Raw genomic sequence first — 20,439 nt, forward strand, 5'->3', positions numbered from 1 at the left:
TCGATCGCGTGGTCGCCGCCGGTCATAACAGCAGCTCCCGGGCGGCGTACGCGGCGTGGTGTGCGGCCTGCACTGTTTCGCGTTCGGCTACGCTCTCGACGTATTTAAACTCCGGCTGGAAGCTCAGTCCGACGACCTCGGCGGGCTCCTCGTAGAACTCGCCGCCCTCGGCGACGATCGGCCCACCGGGTGGCTCCGGGAGGTTCCCGACCGCCTCGGCGGTGAGGGCGACGGTCGCCTCCAACGCCGGCCCCTCGCGAACGCTGGCGAACCCGATCCCCTCCACGGAGCGGATGCGAGTCGAGTCGACCGTCGCGTGGACCGCGGCCGCAACCATCAGGTACTCGCCGTCCTCCTCGTGGCGGCCGCTGATATCCACGCCGACGACCTCAGGGGTGGGGATCCTCCACCTCCCGTAATCGATGTCGAACCATGCTACTGATACGTGTCCCATCGCTTTTAATCGTCCGGGCTGTCGGCGGGCGTCCCTACGAGGTTCGGGCCCGATGTCGTGAGTTCCGAAGATCGCTCGCGGAACGCCTGGAAGCCGGCCACTCGTCGAGAAGTATCGTCGAAGGCGGGGTTTTAAACTCGTCTCGACGGTACCTACGGACCGATGGAAGACGACGCCGACGTGTACTACGTCATCAGCGACCTCCACATCGGCGGCGACGAACAACTGGAGGAGGTGGAGTTCCTCGACGAACTGCTGGGGTTCCTCGAACGCCTCGCCGACACGGAGGAGAACGCCGAACTGGTCATAAACGGTGACGCGTTCGGTCTCTGGGAGTTCACCACCGTCGAGGGGATGGAGAAGTTCGACGAGCTGGAGTCGTCGTATCCGGAGCTGTTCGAGCAGCTGCGGCGGACCGGCCAAAACGTCGCGATCACGCTGCTCCCGGGGAATCACGACCACGAGCTCGCCGCCTACGACGAGTACGTCGACCGGTTCGCCGAGTACAACGTCGACCTGGTTCAAGACGAGTCGATGCGGCGACGGGTCGGCGATCGGGTCGTCCACTTCGAACACGGCCACCAGCGGGACCCGAACAACCGGATCGAGGACTGGGGGAACGAGCACGCGACCCCGCTCGGCTACTACTACAACACGCTCGTCACGAGCCGCGCGGGCCGGCTCTCCGATCGCGGCCGGTACAACTGGCTAAAGGACGTACAGGCGGTGACGCCGACGGAGCGGATGCCGATATGGCTCTTCTCGAAATACTTCTACCGCGAGATGAACCCGGTTCTGCGATACGCCCTAGTCCCGTTCCTGTTGTTGTTCAACGTCAGCGTCGTGGTCGCAGTCCTCGCGGCGCTCGACATCGCCGGGATCTGGTCGATGCCCGTCGACCGCACGACTTCGTTCCTCGGACAGTTCGGCACCGCGGGGACTGCGGTCTGGTTCCTGCTCGCGATCAACGTCGTCGTCACCACGCTATTGGTGCTCGTCGCGGTTCCGTTGTACTTCATCCGGCGGGACCTGCGGCGCACGATCGATCGGTTCGGCGTGTTCGAGACGTCGCTGACCGTCGACGCCGAGGGACCGTACGAGTCGGCCGCGCGGGAGACGTTCGAGGCGGACCCCGACGTGGCCGTCTTCTGTTACGGCCACACGCACCGCCCGACCGTCCGGGAGCTCGACGGTGGCGTCCTCGTCAACACCGGGACGTGGCTCAAGCGCCTCCACCGTCGCGACGGGATCATCGGCGTGTTACCGCCGGTGTTTTACCCCACCTACCAGCTCGGCACCGTCCGGATCGCTGACGAGCCCGACGGGGTTGCGGTCGAGTACCGGACGATCGGGAAGCCGAGCCCGGCCGAGGAGGAGCTGACGCTGACTGAGCGGGTGTTCACCGTCGGTCGCGAACCCGACCTCGATATCCCGGATCGGACGGTCATCGGGGACTCGGACGCCAGCGACAACGCGGATCCACTGGACGATGCGACAGCTGCGGACGACGCGGCACCCGCCGACGATGTCGTCGAACCGGACCCTGACCGTTCCCTCAGTCGGTGAGGTATCGCTCCGGTTCCATCCGTGAGAGCCGCATCGCGTTCCCGGTCACGCCGAGGCTCATCCCCATATCGCCGACGATGACGGCAACCGCGACGCTCACGTACCCGAACGGGACGCCGACGGCGAGCAGCGCTTTCACACCGAGACTGCTCCAGACGTTCTGCCGGATCACGTCGTTCGCCTCGTTCGAGAGCGCGTAGAGATACGGCAGCTTCTCGATCTCGTCGCCCATCAACGCGATGTCGGCGGTCTCGATCGCGGTGTCGGTCCCGGCCGCGCCCATCGCGACGGCGACGGTCGCACTCGCCATCGCGGGCGCGTCGTTGATCCCGTCGCCGACCATCGCGACCGAGCCGTGGGTCGCCTCCAGTTCCTCGACGGCGGCGACCTTGTCCCCGGGCAGCAGCTCGGCGTGGTACTCGTCGATCGCCAGCTCGTCGGCGACCGCGCGAGCGGTCCCCTCGTTGTCCCCGGTGAGCATCACGATCGACGACACTCCGAGTCGGCGGAGGTTCGCGATCGCACGCTTCGCCTCCGGCCGGACCGCGTCGGCGATCGCGATCGCGCCGACGAGTCGGTCCTCGGTCCCGACGAGCACGACGGTCTTGCCCGTGCGCTGGAGCGACTCGATCGTCTCCGGGCCGAATTCGGCGTCCGGTCCGGCGTTCGGCCCGTTGAGTTCGACGGCCCCGCCATCGGTGCGTTCGGACGTACCGTGTCCGTCGATATCGGGCACGTCGAAGTCGAAGCCGAGCTCTCCGAACAGGCCGGGATTGCCTGCGTAGTACGTCTCCCCGTCGACACGACCCGTCACACCCTTTCCGGTGAGGCTCTCGAAGCCGATCGTTTCGGGGACCTCGGTATCGCCGGACTCGACCCGCGCGAGGATCGCCTCGGCTATCGGGTGTTCGCTTCGACGTTCGAGCGCCCCTGCATAGCGAAGCACGTCGGCCTCGCTCGCGTCGTCGGCCGGGACGACGTCGGTCACCGTCAGGTCGCCAGTGGTGAGCGTCCCGGTCTTGTCGAACGCGACCGCGTCAACGTCGCCCATCGCTTCGAGGTGGTTGCCACCTTTGATCAGGACTCCGTTGCGGGCAGCGGCAGTGACGCCGGAGGCGACGCTGACCGGCGTGGAGATGACGAACGCGCAGGGACACGCGATAACGAGCAGCGTCAACCCGCGAACAAACCACGTCAGCCGGTCCCCGACGAACGTGTGTTCGACACCCGCAAGCGTGAGTGTCGCGGTTCCGTCGACGAGAAGCGGCGGGAGGAACGCGGTCGCGACCGCGAGGACGACGACGACGGGCGTGTAGTAGCCGGCGAACCGGTCGACGAACTGCTCCTTGTCGGTCGACTTCGCCCCTGCCTCGCGCACGAGGTCGATGATCCGCGAGAGCGTCGACTCCGCGGCCGCACTCGTCGCCTCGATTTCGAGATACCCCGTCTCGTTGAACGTGCCCGCATACACCTCGTCCCGGACGGCCTTGTCGACGGGGACACTTTCGCCCGTGATCGGCGACTGATCGACCGCCGAGGCACCCTCCCGAACCACGCCGTCGACGGGGAGCTTCTCGCCCGGTCGGACGGCGACGCGCTCGCCGACACTCACCTCGTCGATCGGCACCGTGACCTCCCCGCCGTCGCGGATCACCGTCGCTTCCTCCGGGGCGAGCTCCAACAGCTCGCGGAGGGAGTCGCGCGTTCGGTCCATCGCATACCGTTCGAGCAGCTCGGCGATGCTGAACAGGACGGCGAGGGTCGCCGCCTCGATAAACAGTCCGATGGCCGTCGCGGCGACGATGGCCGTCCCCATCAGGAGATCGATGTCCAGACTCCGGTTGCGCGCGGAGTAGTAGCCGCTCCGGACGACGGGGATCCCGCTCGTCACGGTCGCGACGAGGAACGCACCGCCGGCGACGGAAACACCAAAGCCGGCGACCGTCACGAGCGCGTAGTTCAGTCCGGTGAGGACGAACTCGAGGAGGAGTCCGACGGCTAGGAACGCCGCGCCGATCCACGTTCGGACGGCGCGATCGCTCCGCCAGACGTCGGCGGGCTCGGCGACGGCGGGCCGCTCGCTTCCAGCCGCCACGTTCCCAGAGGTGTCCGATTCATCCGTCCCGGCCGACTCATCCGTCCCGGCCGACTCACCCGTCCCGACCGACTCACCCGTTTCGGCCGACTCACTCGTCCGATCCGACCGATCCGCGACGGCGTATCCGGTGCCCTCGACCGCCGCGATCAGGTCAGACTTCCCGACCCGATCGGGATCGTACGTGATCCGCGCGATACCGCTCGTCGGCCGGAGGTCGGCGTCGAGGACGCCGTCGAGGCGGTCAAGTCCCTTGCCGACTTTCGCGGCACAGGAGGGACAGTCCATCTCGGGGACGGTTACGGCGAGCGTAGCCGTCTCGTCACCCGGTTCGCCCGTCGGATCGCTCATTGCCGGGAACTACGGCCCCGACCCGGTTACGTCTTTATTGGAATATGCCAACTGTATGGGTGGATATACCCAATCCCGTTCACGGGTTCGAGAACGACCCGTCGAGGAGTGACCGGCGCTCGACGTGTCGCTCGGCGAGGGCCGCCTCAGCGCGCCGGAGCCGGTACGTGAGCGTGGACCGGGGGACGTCGAGGCGGTCGGCCAGCTCGGCGGCGTCGACCGCGCGCGGCGTCTCGTAGTAGCCGTGTTCGACCGCCGCCCGCAACGCGGCCGCCTGCTCGGACGGAAGTCCCGAATCGAGTTCGTCGCTCGCCGCTCCTGCATCCTCCCTCGACGACCCGGCTTCGCTGATCCGTCGGATATCCATCCGGGCGGCGTCGCCGACGGCGCTCTCGACCGCGTCGAGGAAGCCGCGGACGTCGCTCCCGTCGGTTCCGGCGTGGATCATGCGCCAGCGGTACTCGCGCCTCCGGTGATCGGTCTCGAAAAGGAGGCCCTCGCCGAGGTGGTCGAACGCGAGGTGCGGCACGGAGGTGCAGGTCGGCGTGCGCTCCCAGTATGAGTAACAGACGAGGGTATCGTCCGTGTGTTCGAGCACCCGCGTCGTCTGGGTCGCGCCGCACGGCTCGTCGGCGAGACAGTCCGCGTAGTAATCGGCCGTCAGGAACGCGTCCTCGAGCGCGTCGAGCGTCCCCGGCGTCCCCGTCGCGTGGTCGACGCGCCAGAGGCTCTCCCGGGTGGCGTGTAGCGACAACGACCGTACTCGTGCGTCCGGGTCGGCCGAAAGCACGTCGGCGACCGCGTTCGACTCCGGTTCGTACGTCAGCGAGAAGACGAGTTCGCGCACGGTGACTCCCCCTCCACTGCTCACCGCGCGAGCGGCATGTTGTAGCTCGTCTCCTCGGCCATCACGAGCTCCCACGTCGCCTCGCACTCACAGGAGACCTGCTCGAAGACGCTCGGGTCCTGTCTGAGATCGAAGTCCTTGATCGCCGTCTGGACGCGGTCGTCACACTCGCCGCAGTTGTGCGCGCCGCGATCGGAGCCGTGTCCGACCGGGTCAGAGACGACGATGGCGTCGACGTCGGCGGTCGCTTCGAGGACGTGTGCGACCGTCCAGAGCCAAGGCGGCCGGTAGCCGCCCTCGAAGAACAGCTCGTCGACCATCGTGTAGCGCTGGACGTTCGTCGGGTTCATCGAGACGGTGTGACAGCCGTCGACGTCGGCACACCGTCGGATCGAGTCGATCATGTCGGCGGCGGCCTCGGGCTCGGCGAGGAACGGCGGTTTCAACAGGAGGTACGCTTTGATCCCCACGTCGGCGTCGAACTCGCCGTCCGCCGCGGCCGCCTCCGCGCAGGCGTCCTCGAAGTCGGCGAAGTCGAAGTACTTGTTCACGCAGTCGTGGCGCACCCGGTCGGTCGCGGTTTCCAGGCCGACCGCCACGTCGGTCGCAATCCCGTGTGTCGCGAAGTCGGCGATCTTCTCACGGCTCACGAAGTCGGGAAGCGACTCGACGACGATCCGGTCGCGGTCCGCGAACGTCTCGGCGATGGCGCGACGGGTCTCCGCGGGCACTTCGCGCTCATCGAGAAAGGAGCCGGAGGTGTAGATCTTGATCAGCTCGGCCGGCTCGTCGGCGTTCTCCCGTTCGTGGTCGAGACAGGCGTCGATTTGGGTCATGAGGTCGGCGTGGGCGACGCTTCCCCCCTCGACCGACTCGGCGACGTAGCCGCACATGGTACAGCCGCCCGCGCGGGCCCACCGGCAGCCACCGGTGTTCAGAATGATCGTGAGCGAGTTCACCACTCCGTCCGGGGTGTTGTCCTCGTCGATCCAGACGCGGGTCGGCTCCGTCGGGTCGTACGTCTCCGAGCGCTCGGCGCGGATGTCGCGCATGACGGCGTTGTGCGCGTCCATGCCGCGCCCCTGCTCGTACGCCTCGGGGCTCGGTTGGCTCATTGTCGGGGAGAGCGCCCGGACGCGTAAAGCCGTGTCGTCATCGGGGATCCGACCCGTCGCCGCCCGTGTCCCGAAACGCAAAGCCCATCGCCCGGACGGTGGCTCCCCCGGCGGTCGCCCCGACGGCATTTATGAAGACGTCCCGCCACGCGAACCCGCGCCACGGGATCGCCGCTTGGACGACTTCGATCCCGAGCCCGAACACGGTCGCGACGGCGACGGCGACGACGAGTCCCCGGACCGTCCGGCCGGTCGCTCGCGTGACGAGCGCGGCGAGGACGGCATAGCCCACGAGGTGGAACGGGTCGGTGAGCCCGATCGGACCGAGTGGTTCGAACGGGACGAACCCACCGTTCGCCGAGGAGGCACCACCCGATCCGGGAATGGGAACGACCGAGGAGACGAACACGACGGTGGCGAACGCGACGGCTGGCCGCCACGCTTCGAGCCGGTCGATCCGTCCCGTAGATGACGGCGATCGATCGGTCACTCCCGACCGTTCGCGACCGAGCCGGATAGGGTTCGTGGACGAGCGTTCGATCGGGCACCCGTTGCTCCCGTGTCCCTGATCGACGAACGAAACCACTCGACAACACGCACGGGGCTGAACCGCCGGTATCGACGACGAAACCGCCGGACCGTGAACGGTTTCGGTCCGAGAACCAGTCTCCGTATTTATATATCCCAACCGATCACGTCGATCGGGACGTAACTGGAAAAAGCTTCGGATACACGTGAAGACCTAACACGCTGTGGTCCGTCTATAACGAACGAGCATTACATGACTGAAATGGGTGGCTACAGGGACCGAGTCGCACAGGTCGACCTCGACGCGAGCGAGGTCAATTATCACGGGATCGACCAAGAGGACGCTGAGAAGTACATCGGCGCGCGCGGGCTGGGCGTGAAGTACGTCTTCGAGAAAGGACCGGACGTGGACCCGATGGGACCGGAGAACCGGCTGGCGTTCATGACCGGCCCGCTCACGGGGACGCAGACCGTGATGAGCGGCCGGATCGCACTGGTGACGAAGTCCCCGCTGACGGGGACGGTCACCGACTCACACCACGGCGGCTGGTCCGGAGCGCGGCTCAAGTGGGCCGGCCTCGACGGGATCCTGCTCGACGGCGAGAGCGAGGACCCGGTGTACCTGTTCGTTGAGGACGGAGACATCGAGGTACGCGATGCCTCCCACGTATGGGGGATGGGCGTCCACGACACGATCGAGACGCTCGGTGAGGAGGTCGACGGCTCCGTCGGCAAGAACGTCTCCGTGATGGCGATCGGACAGGGCGGGGAGAACGGTGTCCGCTACGCCTGCGTGATGAACGAGGACGACCGCGCCTCGGGCCGCGGGGGCACCGGTGCGGTGATGGGCTCGAAGAACGTGAAAGCGGTCGTCGTGAAAAGCGGCACCCGGATGCCGAAACCCGCCGACCCCGAGACGTTCCAGAAGGGGTACCAGCAGGCGATGGAGGTCATTCGCGAATCTGACGTCACCGCGCCCAACGAGGGTGGGCTGTCGATGTACGGTACCAACGTCCTGATGAACGCGACCGAGGAGATGGACGGACTGCCGACGAAGAACGCGAAGTTCACCTCCACGGAGGCGTACAACGACGGCGAAGGGATCGACATCGACGCCGAGCGGGTCTCCGGCGAAAACGTCCGCGAGAACATCCTCGTCGATGAACCGACGTGTCACTCCTGTCCGGTCGCCTGCAAGAAGGAAGTCGAGGTACAGATGCATCACAAGGGCGAGGAGATGAACGTCCGCACGGAATCATACGAGTACGAGTCCGCGTGGGCGCTCGGCCCGAACTCCGGGCACTCCGACCGCGACGAGATCGCCCTGATGCTCCAGCGGTGTAACGACGTCGGCGTCGACACCATCGAGGTCGGCAACACGATGGCGATGGCGATGGAGATGACGGAACAGGGGAAACTCGACGTCGGGATCGACTGGGGCGACTCCGAGCGGATGATCGACCTCATCGACGAGATCGGGAACCGGTCGACCGAGCTCGGCGACCTCCTCGCTGAAGGACCCGACCGGATCGGTGAGCGGAAGGACGCCCACGACAACAAGCTCTCCGTCAAGGGCCAGAGCATCGCGGCGTACGACCCGCGCTGTATGAAGGGGATGGCGATCGCGTTCGCCACCTCGAACCGCGGCGCGTGTCACCTCCGCGGGTACACGCCCGCGGCCGAGATCCTCGGGATCCCCGAGAAGGTCGACCCCTACGAGTGGGAGGGGAAAGGCGAGCTCACCGCCACGTTCCAGGACCTCCACGCGATCTCCGACTCGTTCGACATCTGCAAGTTCAACGCGTTCGCGGAGGGGATCGAGGAGTACGTGCTCCAGTACAACGGGATGACCGGCCGCGACGTCACGGAGGACGAGCTGTTCGAGATCGGCGAGCGGATCTACAACCTCGAACGCTACTACAACAACCTCGCCGGCTTCGACGGCGAGGACGACACGCTCCCCGGACGGTTCGTCGAGGGACACCCCGACGCGATCCCCGGACAGGGTGCGAGCGAGGGCGAGCTCGCCGAGCTCGACCTGATGAAAGACGAGTACTACACGCACCGCGAGTGGATCGACGGCGTCGTCCCCGACGAAAAGCTCGACGAACTCGGGATCGACATCGGCCCCGGAACCGGCGTCTCCGCCGGCGACTCCGCCGCGCCCGCCGACGACTAAACTCCTTCCGGTCCGAGCCGTTCTTTTTATTTATCCGCGCCGGAAGCCACCAGTATGGTCCACGATCCGCTCTCCCCCGGCGAGGCGGCCCGAACCCCGCTCGGAATCGGCCTCCTCGGGATCAGCCTCCTCACGTTCGTCTACTCGCTCGTGATCGTCGGGCAAATACTGGTCGGCTTCTGGTCGCTCGTCGCGCTGGGCGGGGCCTACCTCACGTACCGCACCCTCGCCGTCGCCGACTCGTTTGCGGATGCTGCCCAGCGATACGCGGCCGTCCGCGAGCGCGAAGCCGAGGCCGACGAAGCGGACCGGGCGAGCTCGCCCGACGGCCGCGGGGAGATGGGTGCGTCTCGGACGACGAGTCGACTCACGGAGCGGGAGGAGTAGCCCGGACCGTACTATAAGTAGGTAGACGGGGATCTGACCCCTATGAACAGTCGGCACCTCGCGGCGATCGGAACCGGCCTGACGACGTTCCTCGTCGTCACCGCGGCCCTGACGTCCGTCCTCGCCGCCCGGATCGCGTTCTCCGCGATCGTCGCGCTCCCGGTCGGCGCGGTCGCCGGCGGGGTCGTCGCCGTCCTGACGTGGCTCCGGTTCCCGGACGACCCCGATTCGAGGCCCGCCCTCCTCGGCGGGGCCGCGATCGGATACACCGTTCTCGGGGGGCTGCTCGTCCAGTACGCGGTTCCGGCGGCTCGTGGGCTCTTCGATCTACAGGGCCTGTTGGGGATCGCGGGTGTTATCGGGGTCGTCGTCTTCCTCGCGGTCTGGCGGTTCCCCGAGCGGTTCGACGGATGAGCACCCCTGTCCTCGCCACTCTCGCCCGTGCCGATGGCCCTCTCTCTACCCGTGCCGATGTCCCTCTCTCCCTCTACCCGTGCCGATGGCCCACCTGGTTTCAGCTCCACCGTCCACGGAACCGACCCGTCGCTCACGCGAACACGACGAACCGGAACAGCCACAGCGTCACCATCCCCACGGCGATCGTCGCGAACACGTTCTCGGTGCGCCACGCGACGATCCCGGCCGCGATACCCGCGATCAGTCGCTCGTCGGCGAGGGTCGCGACGACTCCCGGCCGAACGGTGAGCAGGTCGGGGACGACGAGCGCCGCGAGGACGGCCGGCGGCACGTACCGAAGCACCCGCGTCACCCGCGGCGGGACCTCGTCGATACGGCCGAACAGGTGGATAAAGGAGAGCCGGAAGCCGTAGGTCGCGACCCCGATGACGAGGATCGCGACCCAGATCCGGGCGGCACCGGGCGAGCCGGGGTCTCCCGCGAGCGCCACGAGCGCCGTCGGATCGACGGCGGCTGTCATGCGATCACCTCCTCGGCGACGAGCCCCGCAACGATCCCCGAGAGCGCGCCGGCTAGCAGGCCGAGATTGAGCGGTAGCCCCGCGGCGACGACCGCGACCGCCCCACCGGCCGCCCCGGCGACGGTCGTCGGCCGGTCCTTCATCGCGGGGACGAGAAGCGCCAAGAAGACGAGCGGGACGGCAAACGTCAGCCCCCACTCCTCGGGGACGCCGGCACCGAGCACGACGCCGACGACGGTTCCGACCTGCCAGACGAGCCATAGCGACCCAGCAGCCCCGAGGTAGTACTTCCAGCGGCTCCGGTCGTCGTGCTCTGCGAACTCCGCCACGGACAGCGCGTACGCCTGGTCGGTGAGGACGTACGCCAGCGCCGCGCGAACTCGGCGGCCGTATCGAGCGAAGTGCGGCGCGATCGACGCCGAGTACATCACCATTCGCAGGTTGATCACCACGGCGGTCCCGATCACGACCGCGAGCGGCGCGTTCGACCCGAGCAGGTCGAGCGCGGCGAGCTGGGAGGCCCCCGCGAACACGATCACGGAGAGGCCGACCGCCTGGGTGAGGGTAAGCCCCGCTTCGACCGCGGCGATCCCGGCGACCAGTGCGAACGGAACGATCCCGAGCAGCAGCGGCGAGACGTCCCGGATCCCCGCCCGCAGGTCCTCATTCACGTCCCGGTCCTCCCCGACCGGCTTCCGGATCGGCGAGAGCCCGCCGGTCGGTCACGGTCATTCGCGCGGGTAGGGGTGTTCGTCGTACTTCGCCGCGAGGTAGTCGGCGTGTTCCAGCTTGGTCGTCGCCTTCCGGACGGTGCCCAGAAGCGAGTGGATCTCCCGTTCGGTGGGGTGAGCCCGTCCCAGCAGACGGCGCACCAACAGCGCGTTCTTCTCCTGTCGGTGCGACCGCTGCCCGGTCGCGTCGAGGAACTCGCCGAAGCGGTCGTGGAGCCGCTCGATGTCCTCCTCCGGCGCGCGCGTAACCGACGCGTCCGGTAGCTGCGTCTCCTCGACGGTCAGGTCGCGGAGCTCGTACAGGAGCACCGTCGCCGCCTGTCCGAGGTTCAACACGGGGTAGTCATCGGCCGCGGGGATCGAACACACCTCGTCGAGCCGGCTGAGCTCGTCGTTGTTGAGGCCGCGCCCTTCACGACCGAAGACGATGGCGGTGGGGGCGTCGACGGTCCGCAGCGACTCTCGCAACTCGACGGGTGTCTTGAACGGCCACCGCTCGTGTCTGCGGTCGTCCTCGCCGGTGATCGCCGTGGTGCCGACGGTGTGGTAGTTCTCGACGACCTCGTCGAACGTCACCTCCTCCGCGTTCGGGAGGACGTCCTCGCGGGCGTGACCCGCGAACCCGTACGCCTCGCCGTCCTCGGAGAGCTCCGGCGGGTCGACGAGCTTCAGGTCCGACAGCCCGAAGTTCTTCATCGCCCGGGCGATCGTGCCGACGTTGCCGGGCGTCTCCGGCTCGACCACGACGACGACCGGCTTCGGGCGAGTGTCGCGTGTCATCGGTCGGAGGGGTACTCCGTGGAGAGGTCGACGCCCGCGTCCTGGAGGTCGGTCTCGCTGACGGGTTCGTCGTCCGGGTCGTTCACGCGCTCGTCCGCCGACCCCTCACCGGCGAGCTCCCGGATGTCGATCCGGTCGCCCTCGAACCCCTCCTCGACCCGGCGCTGGATCTCCTGTTGGTCGGGGAGATCGGGGAGCGCGTCCGGGTCTTCGTCGATGTGCTCGATAGCGGCGTACCCGTCGGGGGCCTCGTTGCCGGCGGCGACCCACTCGTGAAACCGGTCGCCGAACTCGATCGTTCCCGCGTGCTCGCTCCCGCCGGCCTCACGGAACCAGTAGACGAAGTCGGGTTCGTGTGCCGGACACAAGAGGACCTCCCCCCGCGGTTCGCCGTACACGATCTCCGCCTGGTTACAGCGGTGGATCTCGTCTTCCCCGTGTTCGAGGTAGCAGGCGTCACACGGCTCCTCGACGAGCGCGACGAGCCGCACGAGGCGTTCCCGGGGCTCCTCGGGGATCTCCTCCAGCGGCTTCAACTCGCCGTTCTCGGTGATGATCTCGTCCTCGTCGAACCGCCATCCGCGGAGGCCGACGCTCACTTTCGCCATGATGGCGGATAGAGCCGGCGCGGATAAAAGCGCGTCCTTCGCGGCTCCGCGGACGGTTTATCCACCGTTCCGGACGCTACCGACGCTCCCGAACCCTCACCACCTATCGGCCGCTTCGGACGCTCACCACGTCGTCAACGCGGCCCGGCCGTGATCCCGGGCTAGGATCGCGAGGAACGCGAGCACCCCGGTGATCGCGAACGCGCCGCCGACGTAGAACACGGCGGCCATGCTCACTTCGACCATCAGCCAGCCGGCGATGAGTGGGCCCGCGACCGACCCCGGTCGCCACACCAGCTCGCGGATGCCGAAGCTGGAGGCCACGCCGCCCTCGTCGGTCCCTTCGTCGGCGAACAGCGCCATGCTGGCGGGCTCACGGAACGAGTCGGCGACACCGAGCAGCCCCGAAAGCGCGACCAGCGGCAGGTACGCCGGCGGCAAGTCTCCGAGGATCGGGAGCGTCACGTCGGCCCCGAGCGCGACTCCGGCGGCGGGCGCGAGCGGGATCAGGACCGCGATCACCCCGTAGGCACCGCCGCCGGCGAAGACGAACAGCGAGCGGCCGTATCCGTCCGAGAGCCGGCCGGTGAACAGCTGCCCGACCATGTTCGTCGCCTTCTCCGCGGTGACCGTGATCGCGATGGCGATCCCGGCGACACCCAGCCCGCCGGACGCCATCGACGTCCCGGCGTAGATCGGGATCCACGTCCGGACCATCGTCACGGCGAAGGCGTACTGAACGCGGAACGTGGAGATCGTGAGGATCTTCCGGTTGACCGCGAGATCCGAGAACGGGAACCCCTCGACGCGGGTGTCGTCGTCGTCGAGGACGGCCCACGTGACGATCCACGCGAGAATCATCAGAAGCGAGATGACGGTGAAGATCGGACCGAACCCGAACGCGTCGTACACGGCTCCAGCCGAGAGCGACCCCACGATCGAGGCGGCGAAGGACGCCGCGTTCGCCTTGCCGATCTTGTCTGCTCGGGTCCCGACGTCGGCGATCTGTCCGACGAGCGAGAGCGTCATCAGCCCCGCCCCGGTGACGACCACCCCTTGGAGCGCGCGGATCGCGATGAACGACGCCGAGGAGTCGACGAGCGGGAACAGCGCGTACACGCCCGCGCCGACGCCCAGGACGACGAGGAGGACGGTCCGCTTGTCGAAGCGGTCGCCGGCCCATGCGAGCGGGACCACCGCCGCGGTCTGTGCCAGCGTGAACCCCGTCGTGTACATCCCGATGATGAACCCGGCGGAGACGGTGACGCCGAGCACCGTCGTCGCCTGCGGGTCGAGAGTGTTTATGTACGGCCCCAGCAGCGTGATGAGTGTGATGAAACCGAACCCTTCGGCGAACCGGGTGAGATAGAGCGCCCAGAACTGGGATCGGCTGTCGGCGTTGCTCACACACGTAGGCGACCCACTGGTTTAAAAGGGATTTCGGTTCGAAACGTCCTCTCGGTGAGGGAGGTCACAACACGTCGAACTTGTCACGACGATACAGGTCGATCTCTTGGGCCGCCGTCCGAGGGCGCGTCGCCGCGAACACGATCGCTTCGGCGACCTCTTCGGGTTCCGTCACGCTGCCCGGTTCGAATCGCTCCGCGAACGCCTCGCCGCCCTCGCTACCGAACTCGGTTCTGACCTCTGAAGGGTTTATTACGGAGACGGCAACGCCATCGTCGCCGACCTGTGCGGCGACGCTGTGCGCGAACCCGCGAACCCACCACTTCGTCGCGGCGTACACGGGGTTCGACGATCGGGGGTATTTCCCGGCGAAACTGCCGACGACGACCAGCGTGCCGTCGCTCGTTCGGAGGTGTGGAATCGCCTCACGGGTGAGGAAAAACGTTCCGTCGACGTTCGTCTCCTGCATCGCGAAGTACTCCTCGTCGGTCATCGTCGCCACGTCGCTTCCGCGCCCGATCCCCGCGTTAGCGACCACGACATCGAGGCCGCCGAACCGGTCGATAGCCGCCTCGATCGCCGCCGTCGACGTCGCCCGCTCGCGGACGTCGCCGTCGATCACTTCGACTCCGACCTCGTAGCTCGTTTTGAGGTCGTCGGCGAGGCGGTCTAACGCTTCGCGACGCCGAGCGACCAGAACGAGATCCGCACTCTCGGCGGCCAGCGCGCGAGCCGTCGCCGCACCGATCCCCGCGCTCGCGCCGGTCAAGAGCGCCGTCTCCCCGGACAGCCGTGGCGTCGCGGGTCGGGTCGATCCGGCTTCGGACTCCGGTCCGGCAGTCTCGTCACGTGTCGGCATGGATGGACCGTCGGTGACGGGGGAGATAAATACGGGTGTCGAAACCGCGATGATGGGCCGCCGAGCCACCGAGTCCGGTCAGTTGGAGTCACGAGACCGCTTTTGGGTCCTCTCGGAGGCGGTTCCCACGGTGTCAGTTCGGACCCACACGGAACCCTCGGCGGTCGGAACGCTTGCGCGCGTCGCCATATTGAAACCCTCGCCGCGAGTGGTCACGGTATGGACGCCGAGCGCGAGGTACTCGACGTGTTGGCGCGGAACGCCCGCGAGGACATCGACGACATCGCGGCCCAGACGGGCCTCGATGCCGACGCGGTAGCGGACGCCATCGCAGCGCTCGAAGCGAACCACGTCGTACACGGCTACCAGGCCGTGGTCGACTGGGACCGCGTCGACGAGGGCAAGATCCGCGCAGTCGTCGAGATCAACGTCGAGCTCGACCGCGAGACCGGGTACGAGGAGGTCGCGGACCGGATCGCGAAGTTCCCTGCAGTCGACGCGTTACACCTCGTCTCCGGCGACTACGACTTCGCGGTCGAGGTACTCGGCGGGACGATGCAGGACGTCTCCCGATTCATCTCCGAGCAGGTCGCGCCGATGCCGGAGGTCACCCAGACGGTCACCCACTACATCATGGAGACGTACAAGGACGGTGGGGTCCGTTTCGCCGATGGGGACGACGACGACCGACTCTCCGTCTCCCCATGAGGACCGCCGGTCGCGCTCGGGAGCTCCCCGAGTCCGGGATCCGGAAGTTCTTCGAGCTGGCAGAGGCCCGCGACGACGTCATCTCGCTGGGGGTCGGCGAGCCCGATTTCTCCGCGCCGTGGGCCGCTCGCACCGCCGCGATCGACGCACTCGACCGGGGAAAGACCTCTTACACCGCCAACCGCGGGACTGCCGAGCTCCGCGAGGCGGTCGCCGCCCACCACGAGCGGTACGACCAGTCGTACGGCCCGTCCGAGGAGGTGCTCGTCACGACTGGCGCGAGCGAGGCCGTTGACCTCGCGTTTCGCGCGCTCGTCGACCCCGGCGACACCGTCGCGATTCACGAGCCGACGTACATCTCCTACGCGCCCGGCGTCGAACTGGCCGGCGGCGAGCCGCTGTCAGTACCGACACGCGCCGCCGACGACTTCGCGCTCACTCGCGAGCGACTGGAGGCCGCCGGCGCGGCGTCCGCGGACCTCCTCGTCCTTTGCTACCCGAACAATCCGACGGGCGCGGTGATGAGCGACTCGCAGCTGGCCGAGGTCGCCGCGTTCTGTCGGGAGAACGACCTCCGTGTCGTCGCCGACGAGATCTACGCGGCGCTCACCTACACCGGCGACCACGCGTCGATCGCGACCCAACCGGGCATGCGCGAGCGGACGGTCGTCGTCAACGGGTTCTCGAAGGCGTACGCGATGACGGGACTCCGGCTCGGCTACGCGCTCGGCCCCGCCGACGCCATCGACGCGATGAACCGGATCCACCAGTACACGATGCTCTCCGCGCCCACGACGGCCCAACACGCCGCGTTGGAGGCGCTCCGGAGCTGTGACGACGAGGTCAGTGAGATGGTCGGGGAGTACAACCGACGCCGCCGCCTCGTGGTTTCGCGGTTCAACGAGATGGGGCTCGACACGTTCGAGCCGGGCGGTGCCTTCTACGCGTTCCCGAACTGCGGCGGCGACGACGAGGCGTTCGCCGAGGCGCTGTTGGAAGCCGAGGGCGTGGCCGTCGTTCCCGGGTCGGTGTTCGGCGAGGGGGGTAAAGGACATCTCCGCGTGTCGTATGCGACCTCCATGCGCGAGCTGAAGGAGGCGACCTCTCGGATCGCCGACTTCGTCGCCGACCGTCGCTGAGCGGCTCCGACCGCCCAGCTGCGCGGTTCCGATCCGGTTGCCGAAACCCAGTCGCTTCGGGTACGCCGGGGTCTGTCAGTCCGCTTTCGTTCAGTCCGTGTCGTGTGTTACCAAACAGTAATTTTAAATAATTGATATTATACGGTGGAGGTAGTGATACGACATGTTCGGAGGGACGGCGGTTCTTGCGGTCGGAATCGGGATAGGAGCGCTCACACTCGGGGGTATAGCGATCGGTGGATACCTGATCGTTTGGGGACTAAACGGGTTTCGGCAGGGGATATCGGTATGGCGGAGCGATCCGATCCCCATCGAGGAGTCTCACCTCACGGACGGCACTATCGAGATCGAGGGCACCGCCGAAACGCTCGTCGAAACCGCGAGCGCGCCGTACTCCGGCCGAACGTGTCTCGCGTACTCGGCGAAGAAGCAGCGCAAGGAGCGGGAAAAGAACGATGACGGCGAGTGGGAGACGAACTGGAACACCATCTCCTCGCCGAGCGGTTCGGTCCCGTTCAACGTCGTCGACGACACGGGTTCGATCGCGGTCGATCCGGAGGCGGCGACGCTCGGAATGGACGGTGAGTACAGCAACCGGAGCGGGGACATCAAGTACTCGGAGAACCGGATCGACCCCGGCGACGAGGTACACGTGATCGGCCAAAAGCGGTCGGTCACGGAGACGCGCCCCGAGCTTGACGACGCGACCGAGTACATCGGCGACGGCGATGCAGCTCCGACGTTCCGGGTCACGGACGGAAGCGAGCTCGAAACGGTCGTTCGAATGTTCGGCCGATCCGCCGCGAGTATCGTCTTTGGTACGCTCATCGCTGGCATGGCCGGGTTCATGCTTTTAGACACGGTAGCGTAGGCGGCAAGTATCACCGATCGGTGGACGCGACCGATTCGGACCCCGAGGCGACCACCTAGTATATAAACGCGCGTCGAATTCCCGATCATTTACGAACGACTATGATAGATACGGAACGACGTGGGTACATGGAGTTCCAGCTATCCGACGAGCAGCGTCACCTTCGCGAGGAGGTCAGGCGGTTCGCCGACGAGGAGATCCGACCGGTCGCGACCGAACACGACGTCGACGAGTCGTACCCACACGAGGTCATGGAGAAAGCCGCCGGGATGGGGTTGCTCGCGCCGCACGTCCCAGTGGAGTACGGCGGTGTCGGCTACTCCGCGTTGGAGAACGCGATCCTGACCGAGGAGCTGTTCGCGGCGGACCCCGGGATCGGGCTCTGTGTCTCCAGTGCCGGGTTCGGCGCGGAGGCGCTCATGGGGTTCGGTACCGAAGAACAGAAAGCGGAGATACTGCCCGAAGTCACCGCCGGCGACGCGATCATGGCGTCGGCGATCTCGGAGCCACAGGCGGGGTCGGACGTGACGTCGGTGGCGACCAGTGCCGAAAAGGACGGGGACGAGTGGGTGATCAACGGCTCGAAGATGTGGATCACCAACGGCACCGTCGCGGACTACTTCGTCGTCGTCTGTGAGACCGATCCGGAGATCGACGACCGCTACACCGGTTTCTCACAGATCTTGGTCGAGGCCGACCGCGACGGGCTCACTCGCGAGAAGATCACGGGGAAACTCGGTATCCGCGCGAGCGACACCGCAGAGCTCGTCTTCGACGACGTACGGGTCCCCGAGGAGAACCTGATCGGCCAGCGCGGAATGGGCTTTCTCCAGCTGATGGAGTTCTTCGACGAGACCCGGACGGCGGTCGCCGCCCAGGGCGTCGGGATCGCTCGGGGGGCGGCCGAACGCGCGCTCGAGTACGCCGAGGAGCGCGAGCAGTTCGGCCGGTCGATCTCGGATTTCCAGGCGATCAAACACAAGCTCGCGGAGATGCACACCGACACCGAGGCCGCGCGGTGGCTCACCTATCGGTCCGCGTGGGCCGTGGACAACGAGTCGGAGAGCCTGACGGCGCTGGCGTCGATGGCCAAGGAGTTCGCCTCGCGCGTCGCCGTCGATGTCGCGAACGAGGCCGTTCAAGTCCACGGTGGGGCAGGGTTCGTCAACGACCACGACGTCGAGCGGTTCTACCGCGATGCGAAGATCACCCAGATCTACGAGGGTACCTCGGAGATCCAGAAGAACATCATCGCCCGCGAACTGCTCGACGAGGGGTTCTGAGCGGTCCGCGTCGGGAATCGCTATCTCCATACGTTGTGACAGCGAACGCGGAATATGGCGGACGAGATGGACCCCGAACGTCGACTCAAGCAGCAGCGCGACGACCTCGAGCTGTTGAACCAGGTAATGCGCCACGACATCCGCAACGACCTCCAGCTCGTCGGCGCGTACGCGTCGTTGTTGGAGGATCACGTCGACGAGGACGGCGAGGCGTATCTCGAAGTGATCAGAGAGAGCACGGAGAGCGCCGTCGCGCTCACGACGACGGTTCGCGACCTGGCAGAGGTGATGCTTCGTGAGGACGCCCAACAGAGCGGTATCGCCCTCGATCGGGTACTCTCACAGCAAGTCGAGGAGGTGCGCTCGGCGTACGCCGAGGCGGTGTTCACCGTCGAGGGTGCCTTCCCCGAAGCGACGGTGGTCGCCGACGACATGCTGGGCTCGGTGTTTCGGAACCTCCTGCGGAACGCGGTCCAACACAACGACAAGACGCCGCCGAAAGTCGACGTCTCGGCGGCGGTCGACGAGGAAGCCGACGTCGCCGAGGTGCGGATCGCCGACAACGGACCCGGCGTTCCGGCGGAGCACCGCGACGAGATATTCGGAAAAGGTGAGAAAGGGCTCGACAGCCCGGGCGCCGGGATCGGGCTGTACCTCGTCCGATCGCTCGTCGAGACGTACGGCGGCGACGTGTGGGTTCAGGGTAACGAGCCCGAGGGGGCAGTGTTCGCGGTCAGGCTCCCGCTCGCGGAGGGATAGGGACCCCTCGTTTTCGGCTCGCAGCGGGCAGCCGACGGTTCACTGCTCGTCGAACTCCATCGCCACCGAGTTGATACAGAACCGCTTGCCGGTCGGCTCCGGCCCGTCGTCGAACACGTGGCCGAGATGGGAGTCACAGCTCGCACATCGGACTTCGGTACGGCGCATCCCGTGGCTGGTGTCGAGCGTCGTCGTCACCGACTCCTCCTCGGCGGCGTAAAACGCCGGCCAGCCGCAGCCGGACTCGTACTTCGTTTCGGCGTCGAACAACACGGTCCCACAGCCGGCACAGCGGTACTCGCCGTCATCGGGGAGGTGGTCGACGTACTCGCCCGAGAACCGGGCTTCGGTGCCGCTCTCGCGGAGGATCCGGTACTCCTCGTCCGTGAGGCGTTCCCGCCACTCCTCGTCGGTCAACGCCGCCGGGTCAGGGTCGCTCGACTCGCTCATACGCCCGATAGGCACCGCACGGGCAAGGGGGTTGCGGCGGCGGCCGTCGGCCGTCCCCAAACGGTATGCCGTCGGGGTCGGATCGAATACACATGGCGCGAACCGTGACACACGAGGAGCGCGGCCCGGCGGTGCTCGACGAGTCCGACATGGGCGACGACGGAAGGATCTACGTCTGTGAGTGTGGGCTCTCGGATTCGAAGCCGCTCTGTGACGGGTCGCACAACGCGACCGCGGACGAGTCGGACGGCGCCGTCTACGAATACGCCGACGACGACGCGGACGGCGACCGTCGCGTGATCGCCGACATCGTCTACGCCGAGGAGGGATCGGCCGGCACGACTGATTCGACCGATTCGACCGATTCGACGAAGCGGTCCGCCGG

Annotated in this window: 21 protein-coding genes and 1 pseudogene; 10 read left to right on the top strand and 12 right to left on the bottom strand. The window is 67.1% G+C overall.

All coding sequences use genetic code 11. The annotated features are described in order from the left end of the window. Window positions 1–22: 22 nt before the first annotated feature. The gene (locus ACZ5TV_RS14560; protein WP_379778559.1) at window positions 23–379 is read right to left on the bottom strand and encodes a DUF2209 family protein; all 357 of its coding nucleotides are present in this window, start codon (window positions 377–379) and stop codon (window positions 23–25) included. Between the two features lie 237 nt (window positions 380–616). Between ACZ5TV_RS14560 and ACZ5TV_RS14565 the strand changes: the two genes are divergently transcribed. Beyond that, entirely contained in the window at window positions 617–2,020 is a 1,404-nt protein-coding gene (locus ACZ5TV_RS14565; RefSeq protein WP_379778554.1) for a metallophosphoesterase, read from the top strand. Here the strand turns inward: ACZ5TV_RS14565 and ACZ5TV_RS14570 are convergent. The 4 genes from ACZ5TV_RS14570 to ACZ5TV_RS14585 all read right to left on the bottom strand — a co-directional run bounded on the left by ACZ5TV_RS14570 (window position 2,010) and on the right by ACZ5TV_RS14585 (window position 6,918). Beyond that, window positions 2,010–4,466, bottom strand: coding sequence for a heavy metal translocating P-type ATPase (locus ACZ5TV_RS14570; RefSeq protein WP_379778556.1), 2,457 nt, complete (start codon window positions 4,464–4,466; stop codon window positions 2,010–2,012). The two genes, ACZ5TV_RS14565 and ACZ5TV_RS14570, sit on opposite strands and share 11 nt — an antisense overlap. A gap of 79 nt (window positions 4,467–4,545) precedes the next feature. Continuing rightward, window positions 4,546–5,313: a helix-turn-helix domain-containing protein gene (locus ACZ5TV_RS14575; protein WP_464383943.1), complete on the bottom strand. Its 768-nt coding sequence runs from the start codon at window positions 5,311–5,313 to the stop codon at window positions 4,546–4,548. 20 nt (window positions 5,314–5,333) lie between these two features. Beyond that, complete coding sequence (locus tag ACZ5TV_RS14580) at window positions 5,334–6,428, bottom strand: archaeosine biosynthesis radical SAM protein RaSEA (RefSeq protein WP_379780973.1); 1,095 nt, start codon at window positions 6,426–6,428, stop codon at window positions 5,334–5,336. Between the two features lie 37 nt (window positions 6,429–6,465). Continuing rightward, a complete protein-coding gene (locus tag ACZ5TV_RS14585; protein ID WP_379780971.1) occupies window positions 6,466–6,918 on the bottom strand; it encodes a VanZ family protein in 453 nt (150 codons plus the stop codon). Between the two features lie 291 nt (window positions 6,919–7,209). Between ACZ5TV_RS14585 and ACZ5TV_RS14590 the strand changes: the two genes are divergently transcribed. From ACZ5TV_RS14590 to ACZ5TV_RS14600, 3 genes are read left to right on the top strand one after another with little or no spacing between them, the layout of a single operon-like run. Continuing rightward, window positions 7,210–9,135: an aldehyde ferredoxin oxidoreductase family protein gene (locus ACZ5TV_RS14590; RefSeq protein ID WP_379780969.1), complete on the top strand. Its 1,926-nt coding sequence runs from the start codon at window positions 7,210–7,212 to the stop codon at window positions 9,133–9,135. A gap of 54 nt (window positions 9,136–9,189) precedes the next feature. After that, on the top strand, window positions 9,190–9,522 hold the full coding sequence (locus ACZ5TV_RS14595; protein ID WP_379780967.1) for a DUF8066 domain-containing protein: 333 nt from the start codon (window positions 9,190–9,192) through the stop codon (window positions 9,520–9,522). Window positions 9,523–9,564: 42 nt separating this feature from the next. Further along, window positions 9,565–9,936, top strand: coding sequence for a DUF8147 domain-containing protein (locus tag ACZ5TV_RS14600; protein WP_379780965.1), 372 nt, complete (start codon window positions 9,565–9,567; stop codon window positions 9,934–9,936). Window positions 9,937–10,069: 133 nt separating this feature from the next. On the opposite strand, the gene ACZ5TV_RS14605 is transcribed toward ACZ5TV_RS14600, so the two are convergent. From ACZ5TV_RS14605 to ACZ5TV_RS14630, 6 genes are all read right to left on the bottom strand, one after another. Beyond that, entirely contained in the window at window positions 10,070–10,459 is a 390-nt protein-coding gene (locus ACZ5TV_RS14605; RefSeq protein WP_379780963.1) for an AzlD domain-containing protein, read from the bottom strand. Continuing rightward, window positions 10,456–11,130 carry an AzlC family ABC transporter permease gene (locus tag ACZ5TV_RS14610; RefSeq protein WP_379780961.1) on the bottom strand — a complete coding sequence of 225 codons (675 nt, stop codon included), beginning with the start codon at window positions 11,128–11,130 and terminating at the stop codon, window positions 10,456–10,458. The genes ACZ5TV_RS14605 and ACZ5TV_RS14610 overlap by 4 nt, the downstream gene beginning before the upstream one ends. A gap of 57 nt (window positions 11,131–11,187) precedes the next feature. Next, window positions 11,188–11,970, bottom strand: a complete 783-nt coding sequence (locus ACZ5TV_RS14615; protein ID WP_379780959.1) for an RNA methyltransferase — start codon at window positions 11,968–11,970, stop codon at window positions 11,188–11,190. Beyond that, entirely contained in the window at window positions 11,967–12,578 is a 612-nt protein-coding gene (locus ACZ5TV_RS14620; RefSeq protein WP_379780957.1) for a hypothetical protein, read from the bottom strand. The genes ACZ5TV_RS14615 and ACZ5TV_RS14620 overlap by 4 nt, the downstream gene beginning before the upstream one ends. 123 nt (window positions 12,579–12,701) lie before the next feature. Next, window positions 12,702–13,985, bottom strand: coding sequence for an MFS transporter (locus tag ACZ5TV_RS14625; protein WP_464383944.1), 1,284 nt, complete (start codon window positions 13,983–13,985; stop codon window positions 12,702–12,704). Between the two features lie 64 nt (window positions 13,986–14,049). Further along, a complete protein-coding gene (locus ACZ5TV_RS14630; RefSeq protein WP_379780688.1) occupies window positions 14,050–14,844 on the bottom strand; it encodes an SDR family oxidoreductase in 795 nt (264 codons plus the stop codon). A 219-nt stretch (window positions 14,845–15,063) separates the two neighbouring features. Here ACZ5TV_RS14630 and ACZ5TV_RS14635 point away from each other — a divergent pair, with 219 nt between their 5' ends. The 5 genes from ACZ5TV_RS14635 (at window position 15,064) to ACZ5TV_RS14655 (ending at window position 19,604) form a co-directional block, all read left to right on the top strand. Then, the gene (locus ACZ5TV_RS14635; RefSeq protein WP_379780690.1) at window positions 15,064–15,552 is read left to right on the top strand and encodes an Lrp/AsnC family transcriptional regulator; all 489 of its coding nucleotides are present in this window, start codon (window positions 15,064–15,066) and stop codon (window positions 15,550–15,552) included. Next, window positions 15,549–16,691 (top strand): pyridoxal phosphate-dependent aminotransferase, encoded by a 1,143-nt coding sequence (locus ACZ5TV_RS14640; RefSeq protein ID WP_464383945.1) that lies wholly within the window; start codon window positions 15,549–15,551, stop codon window positions 16,689–16,691. The genes ACZ5TV_RS14635 and ACZ5TV_RS14640 overlap by 4 nt, the downstream gene beginning before the upstream one ends. 163 nt (window positions 16,692–16,854) lie before the next feature. Further along, window positions 16,855–17,562 (top strand): GIDE domain-containing protein, encoded by a 708-nt coding sequence (locus tag ACZ5TV_RS14645; RefSeq protein ID WP_379780695.1) that lies wholly within the window; start codon window positions 16,855–16,857, stop codon window positions 17,560–17,562. Between the two features lie 128 nt (window positions 17,563–17,690). Further along, window positions 17,691–18,845: an acyl-CoA dehydrogenase family protein gene (locus ACZ5TV_RS14650; RefSeq protein WP_379780697.1), complete on the top strand. Its 1,155-nt coding sequence runs from the start codon at window positions 17,691–17,693 to the stop codon at window positions 18,843–18,845. 54 nt (window positions 18,846–18,899) lie between these two features. Continuing rightward, window positions 18,900–19,604, top strand: coding sequence for a sensor histidine kinase (locus tag ACZ5TV_RS14655; RefSeq protein ID WP_379780699.1), 705 nt, complete (start codon window positions 18,900–18,902; stop codon window positions 19,602–19,604). Window positions 19,605–19,643: 39 nt separating this feature from the next. On the opposite strand, the gene msrB is transcribed toward ACZ5TV_RS14655, so the two are convergent. Further along, the gene (gene msrB, locus ACZ5TV_RS14660; protein ID WP_379780701.1) at window positions 19,644–20,054 is read right to left on the bottom strand and encodes a peptide-methionine (R)-S-oxide reductase MsrB; all 411 of its coding nucleotides are present in this window, start codon (window positions 20,052–20,054) and stop codon (window positions 19,644–19,646) included. A gap of 92 nt (window positions 20,055–20,146) precedes the next feature. On the opposite strand from msrB, the pseudogene ACZ5TV_RS14665 reads away from it, so the two are divergent. Continuing rightward, window positions 20,147–20,380 (top strand): annotated as a pseudogene (locus ACZ5TV_RS14665) (CDGSH iron-sulfur domain-containing protein); the annotation flags it as partial. Between the last annotated feature and the right edge of the window lie 59 nt (window positions 20,381–20,439).

This window comes from Halorubrum tibetense (assembly GCF_055396225.1).

Bases quoted from the DNA above. Each gene is read 5' to 3' on its own strand.
- ACZ5TV_RS14565 (WP_379778554.1), top strand. From the start codon at position 617: ATGGAAGACGACGCCGACGTGTACTACGTCATCAGCGACCTCCACATC.
- ACZ5TV_RS14570 (WP_379778556.1), bottom strand. From the start codon at position 4,466: ATGAGCGATCCGACGGGCGAACCGGGTGACGAGACGGCTACGCTCGCC.
- ACZ5TV_RS14580 (WP_379780973.1), bottom strand. From the start codon at position 6,428: ATGAGCCAACCGAGCCCCGAGGCGTACGAGCAGGGGCGCGGCATGGAC.
- ACZ5TV_RS14590 (WP_379780969.1), top strand. From the start codon at position 7,210: ATGACTGAAATGGGTGGCTACAGGGACCGAGTCGCACAGGTCGACCTC.
- ACZ5TV_RS14595 (WP_379780967.1), top strand. From the start codon at position 9,190: ATGGTCCACGATCCGCTCTCCCCCGGCGAGGCGGCCCGAACCCCGCTC.
- ACZ5TV_RS14600 (WP_379780965.1), top strand. From the start codon at position 9,565: ATGAACAGTCGGCACCTCGCGGCGATCGGAACCGGCCTGACGACGTTC.
- ACZ5TV_RS14605 (WP_379780963.1), bottom strand. From the start codon at position 10,459: ATGACAGCCGCCGTCGATCCGACGGCGCTCGTGGCGCTCGCGGGAGAC.
- ACZ5TV_RS14615 (WP_379780959.1), bottom strand. From the start codon at position 11,970: ATGACACGCGACACTCGCCCGAAGCCGGTCGTCGTCGTGGTCGAGCCG.
- ACZ5TV_RS14620 (WP_379780957.1), bottom strand. From the start codon at position 12,578: ATGGCGAAAGTGAGCGTCGGCCTCCGCGGATGGCGGTTCGACGAGGAC.
- ACZ5TV_RS14630 (WP_379780688.1), bottom strand. From the start codon at position 14,844: ATGCCGACACGTGACGAGACTGCCGGACCGGAGTCCGAAGCCGGATCG.
- ACZ5TV_RS14635 (WP_379780690.1), top strand. From the start codon at position 15,064: ATGGACGCCGAGCGCGAGGTACTCGACGTGTTGGCGCGGAACGCCCGC.
- ACZ5TV_RS14640 (WP_464383945.1), top strand. From the start codon at position 15,549: ATGAGGACCGCCGGTCGCGCTCGGGAGCTCCCCGAGTCCGGGATCCGG.
- ACZ5TV_RS14645 (WP_379780695.1), top strand. From the start codon at position 16,855: ATGTTCGGAGGGACGGCGGTTCTTGCGGTCGGAATCGGGATAGGAGCG.
- ACZ5TV_RS14650 (WP_379780697.1), top strand. From the start codon at position 17,691: ATGGAGTTCCAGCTATCCGACGAGCAGCGTCACCTTCGCGAGGAGGTC.
- ACZ5TV_RS14655 (WP_379780699.1), top strand. From the start codon at position 18,900: ATGGCGGACGAGATGGACCCCGAACGTCGACTCAAGCAGCAGCGCGAC.
- msrB (WP_379780701.1), bottom strand. From the start codon at position 20,054: ATGAGCGAGTCGAGCGACCCTGACCCGGCGGCGTTGACCGACGAGGAG.